We start from the raw sequence: 23,475 nt of genomic DNA, 5'->3' as shown, positions 1-23,475 counted from the left end.
CACCTGTATCAGGGAGGGAGTGTTAGCACTGTTTGCTATAGTCCTACTTTTAGTGTGAGCTTGAATTGCCCATTCTTGTATTCACCTATAAGTGTTTTCCCGTTTACACCAATTGTTATTTTAGGATTGGTCCCACCCTGGTCGGTAAAGGAGGTGGTTACCCCCGAGCCAAAATTTCCGACTAAAGGAATAGGACCACTGCCACTTGCAGACCCAAAACTAAACATCAACTTGGAGCTACCTGTGCCGCTATAGAAGTTGAAGAATGTTGGTCCAGGTCCATTATTCGAACCAAAATTGAAGCCTGTGAACCCTCCGGAACCACCACTTCCGCTAACATCAACAAATCCAGAATCATAACCCGCGCTACCAGTGTAGTTAAACATTCCGGATGAAATCATTTCATTGATATTGTTAAGGAAGCCCTGATTGGTATCCCAGGCACCCAGTCCGCCAATAATACCTTTTAATTCTTCTGGTGATAAAATTTCATAAAGCTCTTTATGCAATTCCATAAAGGGCAACTTTAATTTTTTGCTCATATTAATGGTTTTAAAATTGAAAAAAAAATGTAAAAAAATATAGGTTTCGAAAACTATAAACTACTTTTTCAGTGTGTACCGCAGGTTATCGAAAAGTCTTTCAATCAGCACACGATCTTTTGTAATAATCTCTGCACTACCTGCTGCTTCATATTTAAAACTCAATGGTTCTCCATAGTTAGTAGTGAGCCCATTGTCGAACTTTATGGTAACGAGGTAGGTTTCAACGGTTGCATCTTTTGTTCGTTCTGTATTGGTGGTCAGAGAAATGGAGGCTACTTTTCCCGTTACAGCACCATACTCCATATAGGGATAGTCATTCAGTTTTACGATGACTTCCTGGCCAACTTTTACTTTGCCCGCGCCAAAGCTGGGAAGTACCACCTGTCCATAAGGCTCCGATGCGCTTGGAACAATGGTAAACACAGGGTCTCCTGCCTGCACAAACTGCTTATTTGTCCAGAACTTAAGGAACTGAATCTTTCCATCAAAAGGAGCTTTCAGCACATACTTCTGTTCCCATAACGTTATATTGTCCATCAGATCATTATAGGCTGCCAGGATCCCCAGTTTTAGCTCTCTTAGCTTTTCCAGTTTATGTACATTCAGCTCTATTATTTTTCCTTGTGTTTGTTGGAGTTCCTTTCTTGAGGAAATGTAGCTGCCTTTTGCATTGTTAATGCCTGTTTTACTACTCAGTAAAACTTGTTTGGATCTTTCAAATTCCGCTTCAGCACTTACTTTATTAATAAAAAGAAATGAATCCCGGAGGTATGCTTTATTTACAAAGTGGTCGTTCTCCTCTGCAAGAGAAACTCCTTTTTCACCTATGTCAACCTCTTTTTTCTGTTCTTCACTCAGTTGTTTAAACCCATCCAACTGTTTATCATAAATGCAATCCGTATTGAAATTATAAAGCAGTTGCAAGCTTGTCAGGAATGCGTAATACTTGTTGGTAACCTCTCCCAGAGATATTTTGGCCGGTAGTACATCTAACAGATTCGTGGTGGTGTCACCGTCCGGGGTGTAAGACAAGAGTATTTGCTTTACCATGCGCATGGTGTCATAAGACACGCCATTCTCAATTACGGCAATAGCCTCCTCTTTTTTAACGGCAGACTGGCTTTTGATACCATTTAAATTTAACTGCCCGGAATGTAATGCCACCAGCTTGATCGGTGAAACAGGCGTATTGATAACAATAGAGCCGCTTATAATGTCGGGATATCGGATACACCATCCGAATACCATTAGCAATATCAACACACCTAGTACGATGAGCGCTATTATCCCGCCGAATTTGGTGGGCATGCGATCAATAATGTCCTGTACTTCTTCTGATCTCGGTGAATTATGATAATTCGATATATTGTTGTCCGGTTTCATCTGCTGTTGATTGACTGATTCTTTCTACCAAGGCCTCTACTGTTGTGGTTAAATCTAGTTGCGACTGGATAAGTTGATAGTATCTTCCTTTCTTTTGCATTAGTCCATTATGATCGCCTATTTCTACAATGGTGCCGTCCTGCATTACAATAATCTGATCTGCTTTCCTGATAGTACTTAACCGATGGGCAATGACCACTACCGTTTTGTCCTGGAATACATTATCCAGGGCTTCTACAATCTTTTGTTCATTGAGGCTATCCAATGAGTTGGTAGCTTCATCAAAAAAGAGAAAATCCGGATTCTTGTATAAGGCGCGGGCAATCAATACCCGTTGTTTTTGCCCCCCACTTAATCCACGTCCCTGTTCTCCCATTTTTGTCTGGTATCCCAATGGCAGGCGTTCGATTTCCTGCGCAATATTGGCGGTATCCAGTGCTGTTTTTAGACGGCAATAGTCAATTTTTTCATCATCCAGTACAATATTATTCAGGATAGTGTCATTGAATATTTTACCATCCTGCATCACCGCCCCACATCGGTCTCTCCATTGCTTCAAACTGATATTATTAATATTCATGCTTCCCAGCAATATTTCTCCATGTGACGGTTTGTATAATCGTAGAATTAATTTCAACAAAGTCGTTTTACCACTACCACTATCGCCTACGATGGCAGTAACTTTTTTCTCCGGAATGGTCAGGTTAATGGATTTCAAAACTGCGTCCCCATGAGCGGTATATTGAAAATAGACATTTTGAAGTGTGATGTCTTTTTTGTCAGGTAGGTCAATCGGATTTTCACCTACGTGCATATGTTCGTCTTCCAACTCTTGTATTTCGTTCAGCCGCAAGAAGCTGATCTTCGCTAATTGGTAATTCATCATAAACCCGATAAACTGTGCTACCGGCGCGTTTAACATACCAATGATAAACTGTGTCGAAATCATGACACCAAAGGTGATCTGACCATCAATAACTGCCTTCGCGCAATAAAATACGATAACGAGATTTTTCACGCTGTCAATGAATTGCGCACCACTATTCTGCAGATTGTTTACATTTAAAGACCTCGTATTTATCTTATACAATTTTGCCTGGATAGCTTCCCATTTCCAGCGTTTGGGTTGCTCATAGTTGTTTATTTTAATATCCTGCATGGCTTCTATTGTCTCCACCCAATAACTTTGGTTTTTAGAAGAGAGCTCAAAGTACTGCCAATCCAGTTTCTTTCTTAGTTTCAGGAAGCCCATTACCCAAATCACGTACAAGACACTACCGGCCGCGAAAATTACAAATACGGTTTTACTGTATATTAAAAGAACGACCGAGAATATTACAAATGTGATAGTAGAGAAAAGCATGCTTAGCGAGTTGTTCATCACAAAATTCCGGATACGTTCATGATCATTCGCCCGTTGCAGAATATCTCCTGTTAATTTGTTTTCGAAAAAACTAATAGGTAAACGCATCAGCTTATTCAGATAATCTGAAATTAAGGCCACATTTACGCGGGAAGTGACATGCAGTAATATCCAGTCCCTCGCCACGTTCGATAGTAGGATGCTGATATATATGACGACATTAGCAATTAACACGATATTCAGAAAGTTAATATCATGCGTTTGAATGCCAACATCAATCATCGCTTTGGAGATAAATGGGAGCAATGACTGTAACAGCGTTACGACTATCATTACAACGCATAGGTGCACAAAGCTTTTCTTGTAAGGGCGGAAATAGTTCAGGAAGTTGCCAAGCGTTCTCCGCTGGGTTCTTCTTTCTTCTTCCTGACTTTCGTAAAAGTCGGCCTGTGGCTCCATTGCCATCAGTACGCCCACATTACCTTTGCCTTGTTTAACCCATCTTTCTGAAAATTCAGTCGCCGAATATTTTACATAACCGTTAGCAGGATCTGAGGTATATATAGCACCGGTCCTGGGATTTGTTTTGTAAACAACAAGGAAATGGCTGTTGTCCCAATGAACAATTACGGGTAAAGGAATCCGTTCTACCAGGTCTTTTACTGTGCACTTCAACGACAGCGTTCTTAACCCAATTTGTTCTCCGGCATAACTGATATCATGGAATGAAACTCCTTCTTTACTGATGCCACACTTGTCTCGTAAAAACTGTAGTGAATAATACTTTCCATAATGTTTAGCTATCATCTTCAGACAGGCCGGGCCGCAGTCCATTAAGTCGAGTTGTCTGTCACACGGGAATTTATTTAATGCCATTGGCAAATAGAATTGATGGTTGAATCAGGATTCGCATTTCCGTCGATTCCATAGGTTATAAGATAATAGCTGGAAATAATAGCGCCAACATGCTGCTACAGCCATTTTGGTATCTTTGGAGTCAATTTTATAACCAATTGATCCAGGATTTAAAAAATAACTCTAATGTTTCGAAAAAAGTAACGGGAGTACTTACTTTTCTCATTACCACCTGGTAGTTTGGCGTGCTTTTATTTCATATAAAAAATCAGATAAGCGTAAACTAAAAATTAAGGTTAACCATTTCGTAGTAAGTGTGATTGGATATGTAGCATTGCCAGGAAACACGGCAACATGGGTCTTGGCAAAAAAAATGTAACAATGAAAAGGAAGTCCTTAGCTACTAAAGGGTTACAGTATTTTTCAAAACGGGATTTAAACGTGAATTAATGATGTTCACCAGGCTTCACCAGATTATAGGTACCTATATCTTACTTGTTATTGCCAATATATGAATTTTCTACAGTTTCAAATAGAATTTGGAATTTTTTTTACGCCCGATGAATGCATATCCCGATTTTTGTGCCTTTCAAGGCACGCGGAATCCAATAACAACGTGGCTGTGGGAATAGATGTTACCCAACTTGTTATGCCGGGTGTCAAATATGGTTAATAAATGTAGATAGTTATCTAGTTGTTTTCTACAGCCAAAATTTGAATTTGGCAACTTGTCACAGAATGCAAGTAGCATGTTTTTTAACTTTTTTTGAGGATAGAATACTGATTTTATCTATCTTCCCCGAATACAGTTTATTTTTTTTGTACCAACTTTAATGTATGTCCTGATGAAATTCGAGTATCCTGCCGAGCATTATAATACTGATGCTGCTGAAGAAATAGTTCCTTATGTTATTAACCTGTTGTCTCCTGAAAGTTTGATAGATGTGGGGTGTGGACTCGGAACTTTTGCGAGTGTGTTTAAAAAATATGGTGTTTCCACCGTGAAAGGATTAGACGGAAAATGGGTGGACAAACAACAACTGTTACTGGACGAAGATGAGTTTGAAGAAGTGGACCTGGAAAAACCGATCATAGTTACCAGGAAATATGACCTGGTAGTAAGCCTCGAAGTAGCGGAACATCTTGCTGATAGCGCAGCAGAGACATTTGTAGCTTCCCTGACATCCCTGGGTGATATCATACTATTTTCTGCGGCCATCCCTTCCCAGGGAGGACAGGATCACATTAATGAACAATGGACGGATTACTGGATACAGCGATTCGATAAGCAAGGTTATCGTACCTGTGATGTTTTGAGACCGGTTTTTTGGGATAATGAAAAAATAAACTGGTGGTATAAGCAGAATATGTTGCTGGTAATAAAAAATGGAATAAGACCAGATATCGTTTCTGCACCGGTGAAAAGCATCGTGCATCCGGAATTGTTTACGCAGGTTATCGGGCAACGGAATTACTTCCGGGAATCTGCCGGGACATTAGACGCTTTGAAAAATGGCGAATTACCTTTGAAAACATATTTTAAATTACTGAAACGGGCCTTTAAGCATCGCATACGAAGAAGCGTTTCGTCAAAAAGGAACTAGAGAAATTGCCACCGGCAATTTTCCCTTTAACCAGGGCAAAAAACATTACAGCCGTTTACATCATCAGATGTGAGCGGCTGTAGTGTTTTACCATAAAAGTCCGGCCATTCAAAACAGCGTTAGCGTCATGGCTGTTTTTGCATAATGGATCATGTTACTCAGTAAGAAATTCTTCGAGCACCTCTGCCAGGTCACTGGCCACTCTATTTGTATCCCGGCTTTCAATACGGTATTTGGGCATAAAATAAACCAGTTCCTTGTCTTTGAAAAAAGCAATACAGGGAGAAGAAGGGGGAATATCCGGAATATAATTCCGGAAGCGTGCAGTAGCTTCCAGGTCCTGTCCTGCAAATACACTCACTATCCTGTCGGGCTTTTTGATGGATTCATCGTCCATTATTTTTCGAATGGCAGGACGCGCAGTGCCAGCAGCACAACCGCATACGCTGTTGATGAAAACCATGGTGGTGCCGTCCAGGTTCATGATTTTGTCTACGTCTTCAGGAGTCAGGAGCTCCTTCACACCAACTTCAGTCACTTCTTCTCTGAATGGTTTAATCAATAATGGAGAGTAAGGCATAACATACGTTTTGAGGTGAAAAGATGACGGATAAACCGTTGTCGGAAATATAACAGTAGCAGTCCGTAAAATGTTTGGCGGCAGATAGTTAATTATAGGAGATAGAATATATCGCGATAAAGTATATTTGTTGGGATTTTATTAATCTTCACGTAATTATGCCATACTTATTTGTATTCCTGTTTATACTGGTCGGAGTGGTGTTACTGTTTAGTAATCAATACCGGCGAAGGAGAAGCAAACAACTGCACAGGATACGGCAGCAATGGGGAGCTGTAAAAACCGAGTACTTCAACTTCGACAGCATTGGCAGTTACCTGGCAGTGAATACCGATAACCATTTTCATTTGCTATCAGATCAGACGAAAGCAGATATTGATTTTGACGAGGTGTTTTGTTTTGTAGATCGCACCAGTACGCCAGTAGGACAGCAGTTCCTATATGATTTAATGAGCAAGCCCGGCAATGATATCGCCAGGCTGAAGCGGTTGGAGCAACAGGTAGCTTTCTTCGCAGATAATACGTCCGAAAGAGAAGAAGTACAGCTACTGCTGGCAGCGTTACAAAATAATGATGCTGCCTATATTCCGAGCCTGCTGGAAGATAACTTCCCCTCCCGGCCAGCATGGTATCATTGGGTGGTTGTTTCCCTGGCTAGTGTGGTACTATTGCTGGTGTTATCTCCACTATATCCTTTTTTACTGATCTGGTTGTTATTGCCGTTGTCTTTTAATGTCTTCCTGCATTACTGGAATAAGAATAATACCGCGCGTTTTATCCGGTCGGTCCCGCAATTTCATCTTTTAATGGAAATTACCCGCAAATTGTGTGTGAGGGAAATGCCATTTAATAAAGATGCATCATTGCAGGGGTTACGCCAGATGAAAACCTTCAGGCGTAAAAGTCTTTTCATCAATTTCGGACATGGTAATGGACAGGACGATATTAGCAAGCTCTTTGCCTATTTGTTTGAATACCTGAAAGCCTTTCTGCTCGTAGAGTTTTTTGCCTTTTATGCCCTGGCAGATGAACTCCGGAAAAGAAAGCAGGATATATTGGAAATATTCCGTTTTACAGGGAATATAGATGCCTGTATTTCTATTGCTTCGCTGCGTGCCGGCAGTACCAACACCTGTGTGCCCGTTTTTTCGCCTGCATCGAGGGTATTGGAGGCTGCGGGCATTTGTCACCTGCTGATACCAGGTTGTGTGCCTAATGATATCTGTGTGAATGGCAAAAGTGTTTTAATTACAGGATCAAATATGTCGGGTAAAACTACCTTTCTGCGCACAGTTGCACTCAATATCGTATTGGCGCAAACAATCCATACGTGTTTTGCCACCTCTTTCCGGGCGCCCTTCTTCCGGCTATTTTCTTCTATCCGGATCAACGACAGCCTGCAGGATGGCCGGAGCTATTATTTCCAGGAAGTTGAAGTCATGCATACCCTGATCCGGGAAGTAGTACCTGCACCACAAAGCTTCTTTATACTGGACGAGGTTTTTAAAGGCACCAATACTGTAGAGCGTATTGCTGCGGCTAAAGCCATTCTTTCTTACCTGAATAAGTATAATAACCTCGTATTTGTATCCACACACGACATCGAGTTATCTGCGATGCTGTCTGATGAGTATGAATTGTATCATTTTTCTGAAACGGTAATAGAAGGTCAACTCAATTTTGATCATAAGTTGAAACATGGTCCCCTTACCACCAGGAATGCTATTAAGCTGCTGGAGATAGCTGGGTATCCACAGAAAATCATCGATGAAGCTACAGGCATCAGTACTAAACTCCGCATACAATTATAAGTGCTCACTTCAGCTGATCTAACTTATCAAAAACTCATTTTGTAATTCAATCTACTTCCACAGCTGAATTTACCAGCCGAGGAAAACCATTCCTACGCCGCAAAGCGTCACCACGGCTCCTCCTATGGCATGAACATAACGTTCCAATTTATCTGTTTTTATGATGGAGTAGCCATAACAGCCTACCAGTACCATAGTTAGCATGGTTAATACCGTGGTAATGGAGAATACTGCTATCAATACTATCACTTCCAGCCCGGAGCGATGAGAACCGGAATAAAAAAGCAAGGGTACCAGCGGTTCGCTGGGGCCCATCACGAAGATGGCAAACAGTATCCACGGGGTCACCTTCACCCGGTTTTGCGGATATACGATTTCGCCGTGTTTATGTTCGTATACATAAATATCTCCGTCGCCATACACATCAAAGTGTTTATGCGGTTTATTCAGCCAGGCCTGACGTAGTCCCCAGAGTAAATAGAGTGTTCCAAATCCCAGCAGGCACCATCCGGAGAGGTTGCCTCTTACATCCTGGAACCAGGTGAGCTTCGACAACTGCCAGCCCAGTAATACCCCCAGCAGCCCGATTAATACGGAACTGAAAATATGTCCGAGGCCACAGAGTATCGTCCACAATATCGTTTTAGACAACTTCCATTTACGGGAGCGCGATAAAACGATGAACGGCAGATAATGATCCGGGCCGGTAGCCGTATGCAAACAGCTGATGGTAACTGCTGATACTACAAGTGTGGTTAATCCTGCATTCATGACGCTGTTACCTTTTTTTCAATGGTCCAGAAATAAGCGGCGATACGTTGCAGGCAGGAGAACAGCTGTTCCCCGCCATTGCCAAGGATACGCACTGCCAGCACAGACGGGCAGGGACTGCTGATACCAATGGATACTGCTTTCGCATCTGCCAATAACTCATACAAACTATTCACATGGTCTTCGGTGACCCCCGAGCAGGTATTTACATGCAGTAAAGTGGCCTGATGGGTATATCCTTCCATTTGTCCGATGGCGGCCATATCCACCAGCGCAGGTTGCAGCAGCAGGTTATCCTTTACCAGGAGACGACCGTTATGAAAGATTTCCGTGATGTTATGGAAAGACCGGTACTGGAAGACTTCTCCGGAATGCTTCCGGCCACAGGTAAGAATTTCCCCGAATGTCAGCAGGCAGTTATCTGCCACATCAATACGGTTCCGCCCTTTAAAAATGGCATTTTCATGCGGCACCACCGGGTGTTGCACATAATTGAAAGCCGAACCCGGATGTAGTTGTATCCGTTGCTGCTGTGTAGCGCCATGCCGCATATTGAACAATCGCTGGTACGACTGGGACTGGAGTTGGAGGCGACTGCCTTCCTCTACCACAATATCAATATCGTATTTGTCTCCGTCCAGCATCCCCGGTGATGAGCTCATCACCATCAGGTACAACGCAGGATCGCTGCGATGCTCGCTGATGTCCGCCACCCGGAAAGGAGGCGTGAAGAACGTATCTTTCAGGTACGATCGCTGGTTTTTAAATCCGCTTGTTATAGTTAGCCTGTTCTTCATGCTTGTTTATCTCACCAAAGCTGGTTCTGCGCTGTCTTCCAGCAATGCATATTTCTGAATCCAGCCAATCACTGCATCGAGCCCTTGTAACGACATCAGGTTAGTGAATACAAATGGTTTACCGTTGCGCATTTTGCGGGCATCTCTTTCCATCACGCCCAGGTCGGCATGTACGTAAGGAGCCAGATCTATTTTATTGATCACCAGCAGATCTGAGCGGGTAATGCCAGGGCCGCCTTTACGCGGGATTTTATCGCCCTCTGCTACATCAATGACAAAGATGGTGACATCGGCCAGATCGGGACTAAATGTAGCGCTCAGGTTGTCGCCGCCGCTTTCAATCAGGATGAGTTCCACATCGGGGAAGCGGGCCGCCATTTCATCTACTGCTTCCAGGTTCATGCTGGCATCCTCGCGGATGGCGGTATGCGGGCATCCACCGGTTTCTACACCTATGATGCGCTCTTTGGGCAGCAGGCTGTTTTTAGTCAGGTATTCCGCATCTTCTTTGGTATAAATATCGTTGGTGATCACACCCATGCTATATTGATTCATCAGGTGGCGGGACAGCCTTTCAATCAGGGCTGTTTTACCGGAACCTACGGGTCCGGCCACGCCAATTTTTACATATTTCCTATCACTCATGACCGGTAATTTTTAAAATAATTTAAGACATATACAACCTGGAGTACAGGCGTTCATGCTGCATACAACGGATATCAAAGCCGGTGTTACATACGCCCACCAGGTCCCTGTCCAGGTGAATAGTTTTTTCTACCAGAGAGGCAATGACGGTTTGCATACGAAACAGGATATCTTGCCCGTCCAGCTGACCGAGTGGCACCAGCTTCACTGCGTTGGTAACCATCCCCGCGGCGGCGTTGTAATAAAATGCATACAATGCTTCCGGCAAAGGAATGCCTAACAGGGACGCATATACGCCAAAAGCAATGGCATAGTGTCCGTCTGTTTGTTTCGTAGTGATGGCATTTTCATAGGCAGATGCAAACGCAAATACCTGCTGCCTGCGGAAAATTTTGATCAGTCGCAGCCCCAACTTCTGGCTGGCGTTGCGTATTTCTGCGGGCAGTTTCAACGCACTCAGTTCTGCATCCAGTAGCAGGAGGGCAGGGAGATTATTCTCCGCAGCGGCCTGGTAAGCCAGGCATGCAAAGGCCGCATCGTTGAAGTGCAGGTTGGCCGTCAGCATTTGTTGTACAAATTGTTCTGCCGTGGCGGAGTTGTGAACAATTCCCTGTTGCACATATGTTTCCAGTCCGTTGGAGTGCGTATAGCCACCAATGGGGAGTGTAGGATCACTTAAATGCAGCAGGCTGCCAAGGAAGAATTGGTTCGTCATCATTTATTTCGATGTTAGGCCCATAATTTTGGAGAACAGTGAACTGCCACCACTACCGTGACTATGCGGCTGTACATTCGCATTCAGCAGGTTGGTCAAACGGGTATGCTGCTTTTCGGTGGCATATCCACTGGCCTGGAGCCAGCGGAATATGGGTGCTTCGAAAGGCAGTAATACCTGCTCGTTTTGTATGAATACGGGGAGATGTTTGTTCCCGATTTCGTAGCATACACTTCCCATCTCCAGCAGGTTACGGGGCGTTACCACGATGGCATCACTTGGAATAATATCCACTACAATTGCATGCTGTTCATCCATCACGAGGATATCACCCTGGCGCAGGCGCTGACCTTCCCGGAGAAAGCGAATAGCGATCTCGCGGCCTGCCGCCGTTTTCTTACGCTGGATACGCTTGGTGGTTTCAAACCATTCCAGGTGGAGCACATCTGCTTCCAGGTGAGCGATGGATATATCGGCCGTATTGCCCAGCACTGATTCTATAATCATATCAACTCTTTTTTCTCAAAACAGGAAATAACGTTGCGCCAAAGGCACTACATCAACAGGTTCGCAAGTAATCACCTGACCATCTACGCGTACTTCGTAGGTTTCAGGGTTTACGGTGATGTCCGGTGTTTTGTCGTTGTGGATCAGGTCTTTCTTGCCAATATTCCGACAGCCCTTCACCGGCAGCACTACTTTTTCCAGGCCATACTCCTGCACAATACCATTATCCAGGGAAGCCTGGGAAACGAACGTAATGCAGGAGCGTAACAATGCTTTCCCGTAGGCGCCAAACATTTTACGCAGAATCACGGGCTGCGGTGTTGGAATGCTCGCATTGGGATCACCCATTTTGCTGGCGATGATCATACCGCCTTTAATAATCATTTCTGGTTTAGCACCAAACAGGGCAGGTTTCCAGAGTACCACATCTGCAAACTTGCCAGGTTCAACAGAGCCCACATGTTCAGCGATACCATGTGCAATGGCCGGGTTGATGGTATATTTAGCGACGTAGCGTTTTGCGCGGAAGTTGTCATTGTTATGGGATGCATCTTCCGGCAGGAAGCCGCGTTGTACTTTCATTTTGTCGGCCGTTTGCCAGGTGCGGGTAACTACCTCGCCTACACGCCCCATGGCCTGGGAATCGGAGCTCATAATGCTGAATACGCCCAGGTCGTGCAGGATATCTTCTGCGGCAATGGTTTCCGGGCGGATACGGGAGTCGGCAAAGGCCACGTCTTCCGGAATGCTTTTGCTCAGGTGATGACAAACCATCAGCATGTCCAGGTGTTCATCGATGGTGTTTTTGGTAAACGGACGGGTAGGATTGGTAGATGCCGGCAATACATTTGGATACATCGCTGCTTTGATGATATCCGGCGCATGACCGCCGCCGGCGCCTTCCGTGTGGAAGGTATGGATAACGCGGCCGTTGATGGCATTCATCGTATCTTCCAGGAAGCCTGCTTCATTGAGCGTATCCGTGTGGATAGCTACCTGTACATCGTATTTATCTGCTACTTTCAGCGAAGCATCGATGACAGCCGGCGTAGAGCCCCAGTCTTCGTGGATTTTCAGCCCTAATGCGCCTGCTTCTACCTGTTCTGCAATCGGTCCCTCTGTAGCACAGTTACCTTTGCCAAAGAAGCCCAGGTTCATCGGAAATGCTTCCGCTGATTGCAGCATACGGGCAATAAACCATTTACCAGGTGTAACAGTAGTGGCGTTGGTCCCATCTGCCGGGCCGGTACCGCCACCAATCATGGTAGTAATCCCACTGAAGAGGGCTGTTTCTATTTGTTGCGGAGAAATAAAGTGAATATGTGTATCAATACCGCCTGCGGTGGCAATGAGGCCTTCCCCGCCGTGTACCTCTGTAGACGCGCCGATGATCATATTGGGAGAGATGCCGTCCATGGTATCGGGATTGCCCGCTTTGCCAAAGCCAACAATGCGGCCGTCTTTGATGCCGAGGTCGCCTTTCAGGATGCCCCAGTGATCCAGTAATACTACGTTGGTAATCACAAAATCAAGTACGCCTTCGTGACGCAGTGCCGTACCGGATTGCGACATTCCATCACGCACGGTTTTGCCGCCACCGAATTTATTTTCTTCCCCATAGGTATTAAAATCTTTTTCGATTTCGATGACCAGGTTGGTATCACCCAGGCGCACCTTATCGCCTACGGTAGGACCATACAGGTTGGCGTATTTGGTTTTATTTATTTTCAGGCTCATGAGGTTGGTTTTTAAAGTGCATGGGTTCGAGTTTCGCCATGGATACCGCTTTGGCGGCGTTGGTGGTGGTGTCGCCATTCACCAGGTTGTTATGACCAAAAGCTTTCCTGTTACCACCGATGGTCACCAGTTCTACTTCTTTTTCTTCACCAGGTTCAAAGCGAACAGCGGTACCTGCCGCAATGTTGAGGCGCATACCAAATGCTTTTTCGCGGTCAAAGTCCATTTTGCGGTTCACTTCAAAGAAGTGGAAATGCGAGCCAACCTGCACCGGGCGATCCGCAGTATTGACCACTTTTATGGTAACGGTGGCGCGACCTTCATTACAGGTGATCTCTCCTGCCGGGATAAAGTATTCTCCAGGAATCATATGAGCGATGTTTAGCGGTTATCTGATGGGATGATGAACAGTGACCAGTTTAGTGCCGTCGGGAAAGGTGGCTTCGATTTGTACGTCATGAATCATTTCGGGAATACCTTCCATGACATCCTCACGTGTCAGCAGGGTAGCGCCATACTGCATGAGCTCTGCCACAGAGCGCCCGTCGCGGGCCGCTTCCATCAGTATACTGCTGATGTAGGCGATAGATTCAGGATAATTGAGTTTCAGGCCCCTTGCTTTGCGCTTGGCAGCCAGTTCTCCGGCCAAATGGAGCAACAGTTTTTCTGTTTCTCTGGGAGTCAGGTGCATATGAGTAAAATTTTAAAAGACAGCAATGAAGTGCCGGCCGGAAGAGTTGGGCTTACGACTTTACAATATACAGAAAGTTCGGGCTGATGGTAGGTGTATCACGGAAAATTATCTCAATAAAGTCGTTAAACAGGCTACAGGTAAGCCTCCCAGGCAATGGATCCATGTAGTGAATATCCTGCATAGCCAGATCCTACTCCGGGACGGCAGCAGGGATATTGCCAGTGCTGCGGTTGAATTAAATTTTCAGTCACCTAATTATTTTGCAAGGCTGTTCCCGCAGGTGACAGGGGAGACTCCCCTGAACTATAAAAGGAGGGCGGCGATTAAACCCGGGAAATAGCTTTTTCCCGTCTGCGTCTGCGGATGCCTGCTATCACGTACCGGATGATTAAAAAGGCGTTAGCCAGTACTAACAATAGCCCCAAGAGCATAATGACGAATACCATTCTCATAAAATTGGGATCACTGTATCCACAATGTACTTCCATAGATATCATTTCATTTTATAGGTATGTTCCGAAGATAATAATAAAATAGTAAATAATTGGCCTTGTTATCCCTATTTTTACCCCTATAACACAGCATATGTCCAAAACCGTCCTGGTACTCGGCGCCAATTCCGATGTAGCAAAAGAAGCGATCTTACTGTATCTCGAAAAAGGCTATCATGTGATTGCTGCCTCCCGCAGTACCGCGGAAATAAAGGCGTTTATGGAAGCGCGGAAAGCCCCCGTGGACCGGTTAACGATCTGCTACTTTGACGCCACCGCTTTTGAATCGCATCCGCAATTCTACGCCGGTTTGCCTGCCAAGCCACATATCGTTGTATACGCCGCCGGCTTCCAGGTAACAAATGACCAGGCACTGGTAAACTGGGAAGGCAGTTACCGCATGATGCAGGTACATTATGCCGGGGCGGTGTCCATCATCAATATCATGATAAAAGATGGTGATAATGATCACCTGGAACGCATCATTGGATTATCCTCTCTTTCTGGTGTGCGGGGCCGCAAAAGTAACTTTGTTTACGGCAGTACAAAAGCCGCCTTTACACAGTACCTGGCGGGATTAAGACAATACCTGTTTGCGCGGAAAGTAATCGTGAATGTGATTGTAGCGGGGTATATCCGTAGTAAGATGACGGCCGGACTGGATCTCCCGGAATCTTTGCTCATGGAACCTGCTTTTATTGCCCATAAAATTGTAAACGCCGGCAACCGGTTTACGATTGTGCCGGGTATTAAATGGAAATTGATTCACCAGGTATTAAAGTATATGCCCGAAAAACTGGCAGCGCGCTTACCATGATGGCGGCATAGATTAACAAATCATTATGCCGGGCAATGGCTATTGCACCCCCGTAAGTTTAGTAGTATATTTACCCTTGTCAGAACGTATCAATGCCGTGTATGGTTACCCGTTAGTTATATCCCCGGAGGCATGGATACCCGGATTGTTTTAGAGAGATGACCATTGCTATCTTATTACCCGTAAATAAAACCCGAACAACATGAAAAAAATCGTAACACATCTCTCCCTGTGCCTGGCTTTATTCGCCTCTGTAGCAGTAAAAGCACAATCAAATGCAGGAACATTGGAAACGTACCGTCCAGCTGTAGCAGAAAAAAATCAGGTAGTAAGCGGGTATTATTTTGTGGCCGCTAAAAAAGATGATCAGCCGAATGATCCTTACCGCAGCGTTACATTTGTATCTAACACCTATGGATCCGTTACATTGAGATTGAACATTCCACTCTGGCACAGTGTGAAACAGCCTTATGTAACCCTGGAGAACCTGACAAGAGGCGGCTACCAGCGCTTTACCACCTGGCCTGGTGAAGCTACTTACAGAACAGAAACGGTAACGTTACAACTGGGTGATCAATACCGGTTAACCGCCAACATTCAGCCGAACCCCAGCGATCCTAATGACGACACCGACGAAGATGTACTGGCAACATTAAGCTGGTAAGCAGTCATAAGAAAATTATGCGAGGGCAACGTTTTTACAAAAAACGTTGCCCTTTTATTAAAGTGCAATGATAAATTCAGGCAAATCTCCCGATCGTTACCCCCAGCGATGCCACCAGCAGTAGCAGGTTAAACGCCACGCTGGCATATTCGTGCCGTTTGTAGTGTATAGGTGCCGCCATCACCATAATCACGGCAAAGCCCAGCGCCGATACTGCTGTTAATTGCGGCATGATACCCGTCGCCATAGGCGCCACGATACCAATGGCACCTAAAATTTCTATGATACCAATGAAACGGATCACCGGATAAGATAAATTAGCCACCCCTGTTTGACCCACCTGTACCAGTTTGTCTCTTTTTTGGGTAGATTTCATGAGACCGGAATAGCCAAAAACGCCGGCCAGTAAGCCTTGGATAATCCATAAAAGCGTATTCATAACCTTGTAATTTTGTATTACAAAGGTGAATACAAGCCTCTTTTTTTCCTTTGACATTTATCAAATAGTAAAATCGGCGCGGATGCGACTCAGGGTTTCCTGCGTAATACCGAGGTAAGAAGCTACCATGCCCAATGGCACCCGCTGCACAATGCCGGGATGCTGTGTAATCAGCTTCCGGTAACGCTCACGCGCAGTAGCAAAGTGGAGATCGTCAAAGCGTTGCTGCATTTGTACCAGGCCATAGCTGACCAGCAACCTTCCGAAACGTTCTATTTCATGGCTTTCATTGTAAAGCCGCTGCAGGTCGTCATGGCCAATAGCCCATAGTACGGAGGGCTCCAGTAGTTCAATGCTGCGTATATCCGGCATGCCGGTGATAAAACTCACAATGGAAGTAGCCATCGTTTTTTCTACACTGATCCAGTCCGTTACATCTTTGCCATCTTTGACATAGTAGGTGCGGGTAAGCCCTTTTGCTATAAAATACACATGCCTGCACACCGCTCCGGCACTCACCAGTTGATGTCCCCTGGGGAGTTCTTTTTTTTCAAGCATGCCAGCCATCGCCGCTTTGCTTTCAGGCGAAAGGGTGATGAATGGTTTGATGATATCAAAAAAATCATCCAGCGATGGATCGTATAAAGGAGCCTGCATGGCCGTGAAATTAAACAAAGTAAACGTATGTTGGTAGTGGGGTGGGTTTTCGGGAGATGATGACCGCCGGCAGATATTCATAATTATACGATCTTAGTACCATGCTTAGAGAATTTGAGATTGTTTTTGGAGAACAGGTGTTGAACCAGCACCAGGTACAGATTAAAATTCATGAAAGTGAAGAGGCGTTCATGGACATCATCGGAGCAGACGGCTATTTTTACGTGCATAAAGGCGACCTGCACCTGGAAGGTGACCTCATCCTCGACTCCGACAAAATGGACAAAATGCCCGATGGCCGCTCGCCGTTAGGCGTGGTGGTGCTCGGCCACCTCACAGTGGATGGCGGTATACTCAACGAAACGGGCGACTATGGCCCTGCACTCTATGTGGCTGGCAATATTAGCTGCCGTAATTTCCTGGTAGGCGGATCACCCGTGCGGGTGGAAGGTGATATCCGCGTGGAAGAGGTGATCCTGCTACACTACAATCATGGCTGGATGCAATGCGATGGTACTTTTACTGCACCCGTTATGATAGTAGATGACTACCACCTGATGCCGTTCCGGAAAAACATCAGCCAGTTTTATTACAATGATAACGACCCGGAAAGCCCGGCTGCCAACGAATGCGGAGAATCTGAAGACGGGGATCCGGTGATTTCGGAAAATTTGCAACTGCTACTCAACAATCCACTGACTACCGATTTTGAGGAAATCATCCGGGACCTGGCTGCCGGGGAAAGCGTACTCGAACCGGCGGAACGAACATTGGAATACTGGCGTAACAAAGTACGCCGGAATTGGCGCGACCTGAAACGTGTACCCATGGAAATGCGTACCAATAATCTCTGCCAGGAAGCAATGGCCTATTACATCGGCGCATTGCAGTATTTTCCACCAGGTGCCATCACCATGGAGTTGGCAACAACCGCCGCCCAAAGAGATGGTAAAGCACTGCGCTATCTGCCTGCTGAACTGATTACACGCGACCTGTGTTATATCGCCGCCGCTCATGGCGCTATTCTGCAGGTGGATATACCGGAACAATTTTATGAACACGCCCTGTTATGCATCGTTATAGATACGAACGACTGGCAGATGGAACGTGTACCCGTTGCGTTTATAACGGAAGACATACTGGTGCTGTATGTGAAAAAGGGCCGGGGGGCGTGGTTGGACAGATACTGTGAGCAGGCCGGCGTCTCTAAACAAAAAGTACTGGAACGTGTAATGACAGACGATATCAAATACCTCGAAAATGTGTTTAACTGGCATTTGTCGGCTACCACCTACGCCTTTGCGGAGCAACGCTATAACAAGCCCGAATATGCAGCAGCCTGGCAGGCACTTAGTGAACGGTTTGCCCGGAAAATAAGCCGGTTGGCATAGCTATGGCGAAACCTGATTAGGAATACCCCGCCGAATGGCGTAAATTTAGTGGGCTTACTATTTATATGGAACAATACGAGCGCATCTATTTATATCAGCGGATCGTGAAGGCAAAGCTGTTTATTGACAATCACTTTGCCCAGCATATCGATTTGTGTAATATCTCCGGTCAGGCACACTTTTCTAAATTCCATTTTATCCGCTTGTTCAAAACAATCTATGGCTATACCCCTAAAAACTATTTGATAAAAGTCAGGCTGGAGAATGCCAAAATCCTGCTGGCTAAAGGAGAATCCGTGCTGGCAACTACTATACTGGTGGGGTTCGACAGCCCTACTACGTTTGCAGGCATGTTTAAAAGGATGACGGGAAAAACACCTTCCTTATTCCAAAAAGAACAGGAAATGAAGCGCATCGCTATCCAGGACAATCCATTGTGCTTCGTCCCCAATTGTTTCGCAGAAACACTGGGTTGGACAAAATAGCAATTTTTAAGAGGTCATAAAACAGCAAAATACCCACCTTCGTAAAAAGTAAATCATGATCACGAAACTTACGCATACCAGCATTTATGTGCTCAACCAGGACAGCGCCTACGATTTCTATGTGAATAAGCTGGGCTTTAAAGTCCATACGGATGCCCCCATGGGTGACGGAGCACGCTGGCTTACGGTGACCCCTCCGGAACAGCCGGAGCTGGAAATAACCCTTTTCCTGCTCACTGAAGGCCCTATGTTCGACAAGGAAACGGTAGCATCTATGACCGCTTTAATCAGGAAAGGTGCATTCGGATGTGCCGTATTTACCTGTAATGATATTATGGCTACCTATGAAGAGTTGAAGTCTAAAGGCGTTGTGTTTAAAAAAGCACCCACCAAAGAATTCTATGGCTTCGAGGCCTTATTCCTCGACGACTCCGGCAATTGGTTTTCATTGGCACAATTAGCATCCTAAAAGATGAAGTCTATATTTAACGAAGAAATACGAACGGAAGTAGTGAATAGAATTGATTCACTGCAGGAAGAAAACAAAGCCCAATGGGGCAAAATGACCGTAGCGCAAATGGCAAAGCATTGCAGGCTTTGTGATGAATATTACTTTGGCAACGTAGCCGTACCACGTTCTTTTTTGGGACGGATATTAGGGAAGCATGCCATTGCTGCTATATTGAGAAATGAAGCATCAGTAATGGGTAAAAACGCCCCAACAGGGCAGCAGTTTAAAGTAACAGATACGCATTTAGACCTCGCAACAGAGAAGAACAACTGGAAGCAGGTCATTACCAGGTACAGCACTTTTTCCCGGGAATATTTTACGCATTGGTTTTTCGGAAAATTGACCAAAAAACAATTGGGAGAATTAGTATATAAACATTGTGATCACCATCTGAGGCAATTTGGCGTATAAAAGCCCTGGTAAAAATATATTTTCGGCACTAATCTAAAAAGGTGCAAACGTATCGTCAGCACAGACTTTACGTTTGCACCTTTTTAGATTAGTGCCGAAAGTTGGAATGTTTTGTAACACCTGCTTATTGTGTACTGATCATGGAATCAGGACTTGTCAGCATCTCCTTTATTTCTTTTACCTCCTTTCTCAGGATGCTGATTTCATGATGTAAGAGACGGTGGTCGCCGCAGGTATTGGACGTTTTATTGTCTTCCAGAATCAGGGTAATGAAATCTGGCATACTCAGTTGGTAAAAATCTGCCAGCAGCAGTAATTTGGATAACGGCAAATCTCCCACATTGCGCTCCCAGCCGATGTAAGTGGGGCGGCTCACTAATACGTAAGAGGCAACGTGTTGTTGGGTACAGCCTTTCGACTTTCGTAATTGTACGAGGACATTTTTGAAAATAATGCTCATGGGTTTTTGTCAGGATTTTTGATGGTGGGTTTTTGTAATGGTTGATTGACAAGAAAGAATATTACCTGAATGTAAAAAAAATAGTACATAAAGTAAAAAAAATCGGATAGTGTGTGAATGCCGGTATGATTAGTTTTGTAGGGTGCCGGCACCATTAAAAAACCTAGTTATAAAAACCTTTCAGTACTATGAAAAAAATCACCCTCGCCTGCCTGCTTATGCTGGCTATTTTTAGTTGTACCAAACAAGATAAGCCAACAACCAGCCAACAACCTGATAAAACCAATGGGGCTGCCATCCAGTTGACAATGGACAAAGCGGAGAATATTCGTCGTGCTACCGCATTATTGGAAGCCTCCGAACTGCCTGCGGATAAAAAGCGGGAGATGATAGAAGATATTGTAACGATGGTGAATTATGATGCCAAGCCACCTGCTAATGCGAAGCTCGCTACTGCGGACGATGACCCTCCGGTATCCTGTATCCCGCCTAAGTACGCTAATGGTTATACCTTTAACAATTTAAGTGCGCCTCCAGGTTTGCTTTTTAATGTAAATGCCTGCATGTTTGATTACCCGGCTAACTGCCCTCCGGACGCTACGCCTTGTGCGGCGAGGGTATTTAATAAGCCCATGGGTACCTGGCAATCTACTATTGTGGCTTACCACCTTACGGTGAGCTATACATCAGGACAGAGTGTTTATACCGGTGCAGGAGGTTGTGGTACAAACTAATAGCGGCAGAAATTTTATTTGTTTTAAGAGCGACCATCTCCATTGACAGGGGACGGTCGCCTTTTTATCAGTTACTGGTAACCCCAACTTGGCCTTGTTTATATGATTTACCCTTCTCAATGAGTGATTTCATTTTTTATCATTTACCCATTGCAACCCCTTAATAAAAGTCGGCAGCTGTGTATCCATATGATCCAGGTTACTGTAAATATTTCCCTTAACATTCACCCCATTCCTGGTAAGGATTTGCGATAATTGTGTAATCAGTTCAGATAGTTTAATCGCATTACTATCTGTGTTTTCAACATCTTCGAGTCCTCCGAATGTGAAATAGGAATTGATTTTCATTGGTGTTCCCTGTTGCACGTTTGCTTTCTGGAACTGCTCCGGCAAATAGTGGTGATTGTAATGCAACGAAGGACTTGCAGCAATATAACTGGTGAATCCATTATCATGGCCGGAGAGTTTCTGCAGCAATGCATATAGCGTAAAGTACCCTCCCAAAGAATGACCCATTAATATGCGTTGGGTAGTATCTCCGTGATAAGCCTTATCTATGAAAGGTATCAGCGTGGTATCGATAAAGGAGAGGAACTTATCTGCACCGCCACTGGTACTCATTTCGTATTCCGGAATCGCCAGGGGATACGTGTAATCCCGGTTGCGAAGGGAATCCATGGTGGAAAAATCTTTATAACCAATACCTACCAGGATGGCATTAGGTGATAGTCCAACTTCTGTATAACTATGAAGCGTGGTGGCCATGATATCAAAATAGAGGTTGGCATCCAGCAGGTATACTACCGGGTATCGCTGTTGAGGCACCTGATAGTAGTCAGCGGGCAGGCTCACAGAAATATAAAAACTATCTCCCACTGAAGCGGCGTATAAGACTGTTTTCACCAGCTGCGGTTGACTGGTATTGACTGTTATTGGATGCTTTGCATTGTTGCAGCTAGTCTGCATAAAACCTAGAGCAATAACAACGGATAAATACCTGATCATGGGAGAAGATTTTTATAACAGTTAATGTTAACGAACAGAAGGATTCATTAATCCTGGAAGTACGGAGAAGATAGGCTTTATAAGGAGGTATTTTCAGGTGTGTGTTATTATGTTCAATATGGACTCCTGAAAGAACAGACTACTGCTATATTTAAGTATATGTTAAAGCTGGAGCATAACGGCACTGAAGTTTTCATGTTTAAAAGGCTGACCCAAAATTAAACGGCCAGCCTTTTTTTGTCGTGAAATGATCAGTACTTGTTGTGAAATGGTAAGTAGACCATGTACTTTTCAGCATACCTTTGATACCAGGAGCGGTCTCAAAATTACTTTTGAAACACTTTCTTTGGCTTTTATCTTTTCCTTATCTTCAATAAATCGGAAACATCAAAAACTGTAGCACCATTCCTGACTAAAACGGCTTTCAATAATGGGTAATTCCAAAGCGGTCATTCCTTTCTACGATGATATCAATGAATTCTTTGCCAGTACGCCATTTCCCGACAGAACGACTAACCCGGATCTCTTCTGTTTCAGGGTAAGCAAAGGAGAAGACGTAAAAAAATTCTACAAGCCTCCTTTCAGAAGGTCATTTTATTTTATGGCACTCCTCAGCGGCGTAGGACAATCCCGCATCGTGTATGATAACATGAAGGAAATGCGTATGAATAGTTCGCTCGTTTTTCAGGCGCCGGGTCTGCTTTCCAGCTTCTATCGCACGGAATACGCTTACGGATACCTTATTTATTTTAAGTTGCCTTGCTTCTCCTTTTTCAGACCTGATTTTGAAAAACAGTTCCCATTTTTCGATGTGCAGCAAACCCATTTTTTTGAATTATCCGACGAACAGTTTGAGACGTTTTCAAAATCGTTTGAAGATTTTTACGAAGCCTATGAAAAGTCGGATGATAAACAACATACGGTAGCCAGCTTGAAAATATTGGCTACCTTATATCAATTAAAAGGATTTGTACAGCTTAGTCAGCAACAGGATAGGATTGTCCGGCCGGAGTCTGTTTTGTTCAAACAATATATGCAGCTGGTGAACGACAATTACATAGACAAAAGAACGGTGAATGAGTATGCCGCCATGCTCTCTATTACGCCCAAATATCTCTCTGAGTATATCAAAAATGCAACAGGACAAAATGCCCTGTTCTTCATCCACCAAAGAATTGTAACAGAAGCGAAATCCTTAATCCTTTATACCAACCTCGATATTACCGAAATCTGTTACCAGTTGAATTTTTCTGATCCCGCAAATTTTAATAAGTTCTTTAAGAAAAATACCGGCGCTACCCCCCTCGAATTCAGAAATCAGTCCAACAGGTAAATTGACCATTCAAAGCGGATTATGAACCAAGTGGCTCCCTATGGACCATCTACCTTTGTGTTGTATCTAC

General features: G+C 44.5%; 28 protein-coding genes. 11 read left to right on the top strand and 17 right to left on the bottom strand.

Translation table 11 applies throughout. The features are described 5' to 3' along the window. Window positions 1–35: 35 nt before the first annotated feature. The 3 genes from AC5ZC7_RS18555 to AC5ZC7_RS18545 are packed head-to-tail and all read right to left on the bottom strand — an operon-like array spanning window position 36 to window position 4,167. Window positions 36–542 (bottom strand): hypothetical protein, encoded by a 507-nt coding sequence (locus AC5ZC7_RS18555; protein ID WP_496157409.1) that lies wholly within the window; start codon window positions 540–542, stop codon window positions 36–38. A gap of 60 nt (window positions 543–602) precedes the next feature. Then, window positions 603–1,928, bottom strand: coding sequence for an HlyD family secretion protein (locus tag AC5ZC7_RS18550; protein ID WP_496157410.1), 1,326 nt, complete (start codon window positions 1,926–1,928; stop codon window positions 603–605). Next, window positions 1,894–4,167, bottom strand: coding sequence for an ATP-binding cassette domain-containing protein (locus AC5ZC7_RS18545; protein ID WP_496157411.1), 2,274 nt, complete (start codon window positions 4,165–4,167; stop codon window positions 1,894–1,896). The genes AC5ZC7_RS18550 and AC5ZC7_RS18545 overlap by 35 nt, the downstream gene beginning before the upstream one ends. A gap of 824 nt (window positions 4,168–4,991) precedes the next feature. Here AC5ZC7_RS18545 and AC5ZC7_RS18540 point away from each other — a divergent pair. After that, entirely contained in the window at window positions 4,992–5,750 is a 759-nt protein-coding gene (locus AC5ZC7_RS18540; protein WP_496157412.1) for a methyltransferase domain-containing protein, read from the top strand. A 154-nt stretch (window positions 5,751–5,904) separates the two neighbouring features. Here the strand turns inward: AC5ZC7_RS18540 and AC5ZC7_RS18535 are convergent, their stop codons facing one another. Next, on the bottom strand, window positions 5,905–6,330 hold the full coding sequence (locus tag AC5ZC7_RS18535) for a BrxA/BrxB family bacilliredoxin (protein WP_496157413.1): 426 nt from the start codon (window positions 6,328–6,330) through the stop codon (window positions 5,905–5,907). 158 nt (window positions 6,331–6,488) lie between these two features. Between AC5ZC7_RS18535 and AC5ZC7_RS18530 the strand changes: the two genes are divergently transcribed. Then, window positions 6,489–8,141 carry a MutS-related protein gene (locus AC5ZC7_RS18530; protein WP_496157414.1) on the top strand — a complete coding sequence of 551 codons (1,653 nt, stop codon included), beginning with the start codon at window positions 6,489–6,491 and terminating at the stop codon, window positions 8,139–8,141. A 69-nt stretch (window positions 8,142–8,210) separates the two neighbouring features. On the opposite strand, the gene AC5ZC7_RS18525 is transcribed toward AC5ZC7_RS18530, so the two are convergent. Genes AC5ZC7_RS18525 through ureA form a run of 8 tightly spaced genes read right to left on the bottom strand, consistent with a single transcriptional unit; the run spans window position 8,211 to window position 14,004 of the window. Then, complete coding sequence (locus tag AC5ZC7_RS18525; protein WP_496157415.1) at window positions 8,211–8,912, bottom strand: hypothetical protein; 702 nt, start codon at window positions 8,910–8,912, stop codon at window positions 8,211–8,213. Then, window positions 8,909–9,709, bottom strand: coding sequence for an urease accessory protein UreD (locus tag AC5ZC7_RS18520; RefSeq protein WP_496157416.1), 801 nt, complete (start codon window positions 9,707–9,709; stop codon window positions 8,909–8,911). The genes AC5ZC7_RS18525 and AC5ZC7_RS18520 overlap by 4 nt, the downstream gene beginning before the upstream one ends. Before the next feature lie 6 nt (window positions 9,710–9,715). Next, the gene (gene ureG / locus AC5ZC7_RS18515) at window positions 9,716–10,354 is read right to left on the bottom strand and encodes an urease accessory protein UreG (RefSeq protein ID WP_496157417.1); all 639 of its coding nucleotides are present in this window, start codon (window positions 10,352–10,354) and stop codon (window positions 9,716–9,718) included. 22 nt (window positions 10,355–10,376) lie between these two features. Then, a complete protein-coding gene (locus AC5ZC7_RS18510) occupies window positions 10,377–11,072 on the bottom strand; it encodes an urease accessory UreF family protein (protein WP_496157418.1) in 696 nt (231 codons plus the stop codon). After that, entirely contained in the window at window positions 11,073–11,576 is a 504-nt protein-coding gene (gene ureE, locus AC5ZC7_RS18505; RefSeq protein ID WP_496157419.1) for an urease accessory protein UreE, read from the bottom strand. It lies immediately after the preceding gene. 15 nt (window positions 11,577–11,591) lie between these two features. Continuing rightward, window positions 11,592–13,313, bottom strand: coding sequence for an urease subunit alpha (gene ureC, locus AC5ZC7_RS18500; protein WP_496157420.1), 1,722 nt, complete (start codon window positions 13,311–13,313; stop codon window positions 11,592–11,594). Continuing rightward, on the bottom strand, window positions 13,294–13,683 hold the full coding sequence (gene ureB / locus AC5ZC7_RS18495) for an urease subunit beta (RefSeq protein ID WP_496157421.1): 390 nt from the start codon (window positions 13,681–13,683) through the stop codon (window positions 13,294–13,296). Before ureB ends, ureC begins: the two co-directional genes overlap by 20 nt. An 18-nt stretch (window positions 13,684–13,701) precedes the next feature. Beyond that, window positions 13,702–14,004, bottom strand: a complete 303-nt coding sequence (gene ureA / locus AC5ZC7_RS18490; protein WP_496157422.1) for an urease subunit gamma — start codon at window positions 14,002–14,004, stop codon at window positions 13,702–13,704. A gap of 25 nt (window positions 14,005–14,029) precedes the next feature. Between ureA and AC5ZC7_RS18485 the strand changes: the two genes are divergently transcribed. Further along, a complete protein-coding gene (locus AC5ZC7_RS18485; protein WP_496157423.1) occupies window positions 14,030–14,347 on the top strand; it encodes a helix-turn-helix domain-containing protein in 318 nt (105 codons plus the stop codon). Here the strand turns inward: AC5ZC7_RS18485 and AC5ZC7_RS18480 are convergent. Continuing rightward, window positions 14,331–14,495, bottom strand: a complete 165-nt coding sequence (locus AC5ZC7_RS18480; RefSeq protein ID WP_496158128.1) for a hypothetical protein — start codon at window positions 14,493–14,495, stop codon at window positions 14,331–14,333. The genes AC5ZC7_RS18485 and AC5ZC7_RS18480 overlap by 17 nt on opposite strands. A 97-nt stretch (window positions 14,496–14,592) precedes the next feature. On the opposite strand from AC5ZC7_RS18480, the gene AC5ZC7_RS18475 reads away from it, so the two are divergent. Together AC5ZC7_RS18475 and AC5ZC7_RS18470 are read left to right on the top strand one after the other, a co-directional pair. Next, complete coding sequence (locus tag AC5ZC7_RS18475; protein ID WP_496157424.1) at window positions 14,593–15,315, top strand: SDR family NAD(P)-dependent oxidoreductase; 723 nt, start codon at window positions 14,593–14,595, stop codon at window positions 15,313–15,315. 202 nt (window positions 15,316–15,517) lie between these two features. Next, window positions 15,518–15,979: a hypothetical protein gene (locus AC5ZC7_RS18470; RefSeq protein WP_496157425.1), complete on the top strand. Its 462-nt coding sequence runs from the start codon at window positions 15,518–15,520 to the stop codon at window positions 15,977–15,979. A 76-nt stretch (window positions 15,980–16,055) separates the two neighbouring features. Here AC5ZC7_RS18470 and AC5ZC7_RS18465 read toward each other — a convergent pair whose 3' ends face one another. Further along, window positions 16,056–16,418: a DoxX family protein gene (locus AC5ZC7_RS18465; RefSeq protein ID WP_496157426.1), complete on the bottom strand. Its 363-nt coding sequence runs from the start codon at window positions 16,416–16,418 to the stop codon at window positions 16,056–16,058. A 60-nt stretch (window positions 16,419–16,478) separates the two neighbouring features. Further along, window positions 16,479–17,156 (bottom strand): cyclic nucleotide-binding domain-containing protein, encoded by a 678-nt coding sequence (locus AC5ZC7_RS18460; RefSeq protein ID WP_496157427.1) that lies wholly within the window; start codon window positions 17,154–17,156, stop codon window positions 16,479–16,481. A 20-nt stretch (window positions 17,157–17,176) separates the two neighbouring features. On the opposite strand from AC5ZC7_RS18460, the gene AC5ZC7_RS18455 reads away from it, so the two are divergent. The 4 genes from AC5ZC7_RS18455 (at window position 17,177) to AC5ZC7_RS18440 (ending at window position 19,873) form a co-directional block, all read left to right on the top strand. After that, window positions 17,177–18,466: a bactofilin family protein gene (locus AC5ZC7_RS18455; RefSeq protein WP_496157428.1), complete on the top strand. Its 1,290-nt coding sequence runs from the start codon at window positions 17,177–17,179 to the stop codon at window positions 18,464–18,466. Between the two features lie 65 nt (window positions 18,467–18,531). Beyond that, entirely contained in the window at window positions 18,532–18,951 is a 420-nt protein-coding gene (locus AC5ZC7_RS18450) for a helix-turn-helix domain-containing protein (RefSeq protein WP_496157429.1), read from the top strand. Window positions 18,952–19,006: 55 nt separating this feature from the next. Beyond that, window positions 19,007–19,420: a VOC family protein gene (locus AC5ZC7_RS18445; protein ID WP_496157430.1), complete on the top strand. Its 414-nt coding sequence runs from the start codon at window positions 19,007–19,009 to the stop codon at window positions 19,418–19,420. 3 nt (window positions 19,421–19,423) lie between these two features. Next, window positions 19,424–19,873, top strand: coding sequence for a DUF1569 domain-containing protein (locus tag AC5ZC7_RS18440; RefSeq protein WP_496157431.1), 450 nt, complete (start codon window positions 19,424–19,426; stop codon window positions 19,871–19,873). Between the two features lie 124 nt (window positions 19,874–19,997). Here the strand turns inward: AC5ZC7_RS18440 and AC5ZC7_RS18435 are convergent, their stop codons facing one another. After that, window positions 19,998–20,333, bottom strand: a complete 336-nt coding sequence (locus AC5ZC7_RS18435) for a helix-turn-helix domain-containing protein (RefSeq protein WP_496157432.1) — start codon at window positions 20,331–20,333, stop codon at window positions 19,998–20,000. Window positions 20,334–20,521: 188 nt separating this feature from the next. Here AC5ZC7_RS18435 and AC5ZC7_RS18430 point away from each other — a divergent pair, with 188 nt between their 5' ends. Continuing rightward, window positions 20,522–21,067: a hypothetical protein gene (locus AC5ZC7_RS18430; RefSeq protein WP_496157433.1), complete on the top strand. Its 546-nt coding sequence runs from the start codon at window positions 20,522–20,524 to the stop codon at window positions 21,065–21,067. Between the two features lie 129 nt (window positions 21,068–21,196). Here the strand turns inward: AC5ZC7_RS18430 and AC5ZC7_RS18425 are convergent, their stop codons facing one another. Then, the gene (locus tag AC5ZC7_RS18425; protein WP_496157434.1) at window positions 21,197–21,970 is read right to left on the bottom strand and encodes an alpha/beta hydrolase-fold protein; all 774 of its coding nucleotides are present in this window, start codon (window positions 21,968–21,970) and stop codon (window positions 21,197–21,199) included. A gap of 532 nt (window positions 21,971–22,502) precedes the next feature. Here AC5ZC7_RS18425 and AC5ZC7_RS18420 point away from each other — a divergent pair. Next, window positions 22,503–23,405 (top strand): helix-turn-helix domain-containing protein, encoded by a 903-nt coding sequence (locus AC5ZC7_RS18420; RefSeq protein WP_496157435.1) that lies wholly within the window; start codon window positions 22,503–22,505, stop codon window positions 23,403–23,405. Window positions 23,406–23,475 lie beyond the last annotated feature (70 nt).

Source organism: Chitinophaga sp. 9-1-y, assembly GCF_059511905.2.
Note: the sequence above shows the minus strand (reverse complement) of the source record. Positions and strands in the feature narration are given on the sequence as shown.

Bases quoted from the DNA above. Each gene is read 5' to 3' on its own strand.
- AC5ZC7_RS18555 (WP_496157409.1), bottom strand. From the start codon at position 542: ATGAGCAAAAAATTAAAGTTGCCCTTTATGGAATTGCATAAAGAGCTT.
- AC5ZC7_RS18550 (WP_496157410.1), bottom strand. From the start codon at position 1,928: ATGAAACCGGACAACAATATATCGAATTATCATAATTCACCGAGATCA.
- AC5ZC7_RS18545 (WP_496157411.1), bottom strand. From the start codon at position 4,167: ATGGCATTAAATAAATTCCCGTGTGACAGACAACTCGACTTAATGGAC.
- AC5ZC7_RS18540 (WP_496157412.1), top strand. From the start codon at position 4,992: ATGAAATTCGAGTATCCTGCCGAGCATTATAATACTGATGCTGCTGAA.
- AC5ZC7_RS18535 (WP_496157413.1), bottom strand. From the start codon at position 6,330: ATGCCTTACTCTCCATTATTGATTAAACCATTCAGAGAAGAAGTGACT.
- AC5ZC7_RS18530 (WP_496157414.1), top strand. From the start codon at position 6,489: ATGCCATACTTATTTGTATTCCTGTTTATACTGGTCGGAGTGGTGTTA.
- AC5ZC7_RS18525 (WP_496157415.1), bottom strand. From the start codon at position 8,912: ATGAATGCAGGATTAACCACACTTGTAGTATCAGCAGTTACCATCAGC.
- AC5ZC7_RS18520 (WP_496157416.1), bottom strand. From the start codon at position 9,709: ATGAAGAACAGGCTAACTATAACAAGCGGATTTAAAAACCAGCGATCG.
- ureG (WP_496157417.1), bottom strand. From the start codon at position 10,354: ATGAGTGATAGGAAATATGTAAAAATTGGCGTGGCCGGACCCGTAGGT.
- AC5ZC7_RS18510 (WP_496157418.1), bottom strand. From the start codon at position 11,072: ATGATGACGAACCAATTCTTCCTTGGCAGCCTGCTGCATTTAAGTGAT.
- ureE (WP_496157419.1), bottom strand. From the start codon at position 11,576: ATGATTATAGAATCAGTGCTGGGCAATACGGCCGATATATCCATCGCT.
- ureC (WP_496157420.1), bottom strand. From the start codon at position 13,313: ATGAGCCTGAAAATAAATAAAACCAAATACGCCAACCTGTATGGTCCT.
- ureB (WP_496157421.1), bottom strand. From the start codon at position 13,683: ATGATTCCTGGAGAATACTTTATCCCGGCAGGAGAGATCACCTGTAAT.
- ureA (WP_496157422.1), bottom strand. From the start codon at position 14,004: ATGCACCTGACTCCCAGAGAAACAGAAAAACTGTTGCTCCATTTGGCC.
- AC5ZC7_RS18485 (WP_496157423.1), top strand. From the start codon at position 14,030: ATGAAGTGCCGGCCGGAAGAGTTGGGCTTACGACTTTACAATATACAG.
- AC5ZC7_RS18480 (WP_496158128.1), bottom strand. From the start codon at position 14,495: ATGGAAGTACATTGTGGATACAGTGATCCCAATTTTATGAGAATGGTA.
- AC5ZC7_RS18475 (WP_496157424.1), top strand. From the start codon at position 14,593: ATGTCCAAAACCGTCCTGGTACTCGGCGCCAATTCCGATGTAGCAAAA.
- AC5ZC7_RS18470 (WP_496157425.1), top strand. From the start codon at position 15,518: ATGAAAAAAATCGTAACACATCTCTCCCTGTGCCTGGCTTTATTCGCC.
- AC5ZC7_RS18465 (WP_496157426.1), bottom strand. From the start codon at position 16,418: ATGAATACGCTTTTATGGATTATCCAAGGCTTACTGGCCGGCGTTTTT.
- AC5ZC7_RS18460 (WP_496157427.1), bottom strand. From the start codon at position 17,156: ATGAATATCTGCCGGCGGTCATCATCTCCCGAAAACCCACCCCACTAC.
- AC5ZC7_RS18455 (WP_496157428.1), top strand. From the start codon at position 17,177: ATGCTTAGAGAATTTGAGATTGTTTTTGGAGAACAGGTGTTGAACCAG.
- AC5ZC7_RS18450 (WP_496157429.1), top strand. From the start codon at position 18,532: ATGGAACAATACGAGCGCATCTATTTATATCAGCGGATCGTGAAGGCA.
- AC5ZC7_RS18445 (WP_496157430.1), top strand. From the start codon at position 19,007: ATGATCACGAAACTTACGCATACCAGCATTTATGTGCTCAACCAGGAC.
- AC5ZC7_RS18440 (WP_496157431.1), top strand. From the start codon at position 19,424: ATGAAGTCTATATTTAACGAAGAAATACGAACGGAAGTAGTGAATAGA.
- AC5ZC7_RS18435 (WP_496157432.1), bottom strand. From the start codon at position 20,333: ATGAGCATTATTTTCAAAAATGTCCTCGTACAATTACGAAAGTCGAAA.
- AC5ZC7_RS18430 (WP_496157433.1), top strand. From the start codon at position 20,522: ATGAAAAAAATCACCCTCGCCTGCCTGCTTATGCTGGCTATTTTTAGT.
- AC5ZC7_RS18420 (WP_496157435.1), top strand. From the start codon at position 22,503: ATGGGTAATTCCAAAGCGGTCATTCCTTTCTACGATGATATCAATGAA.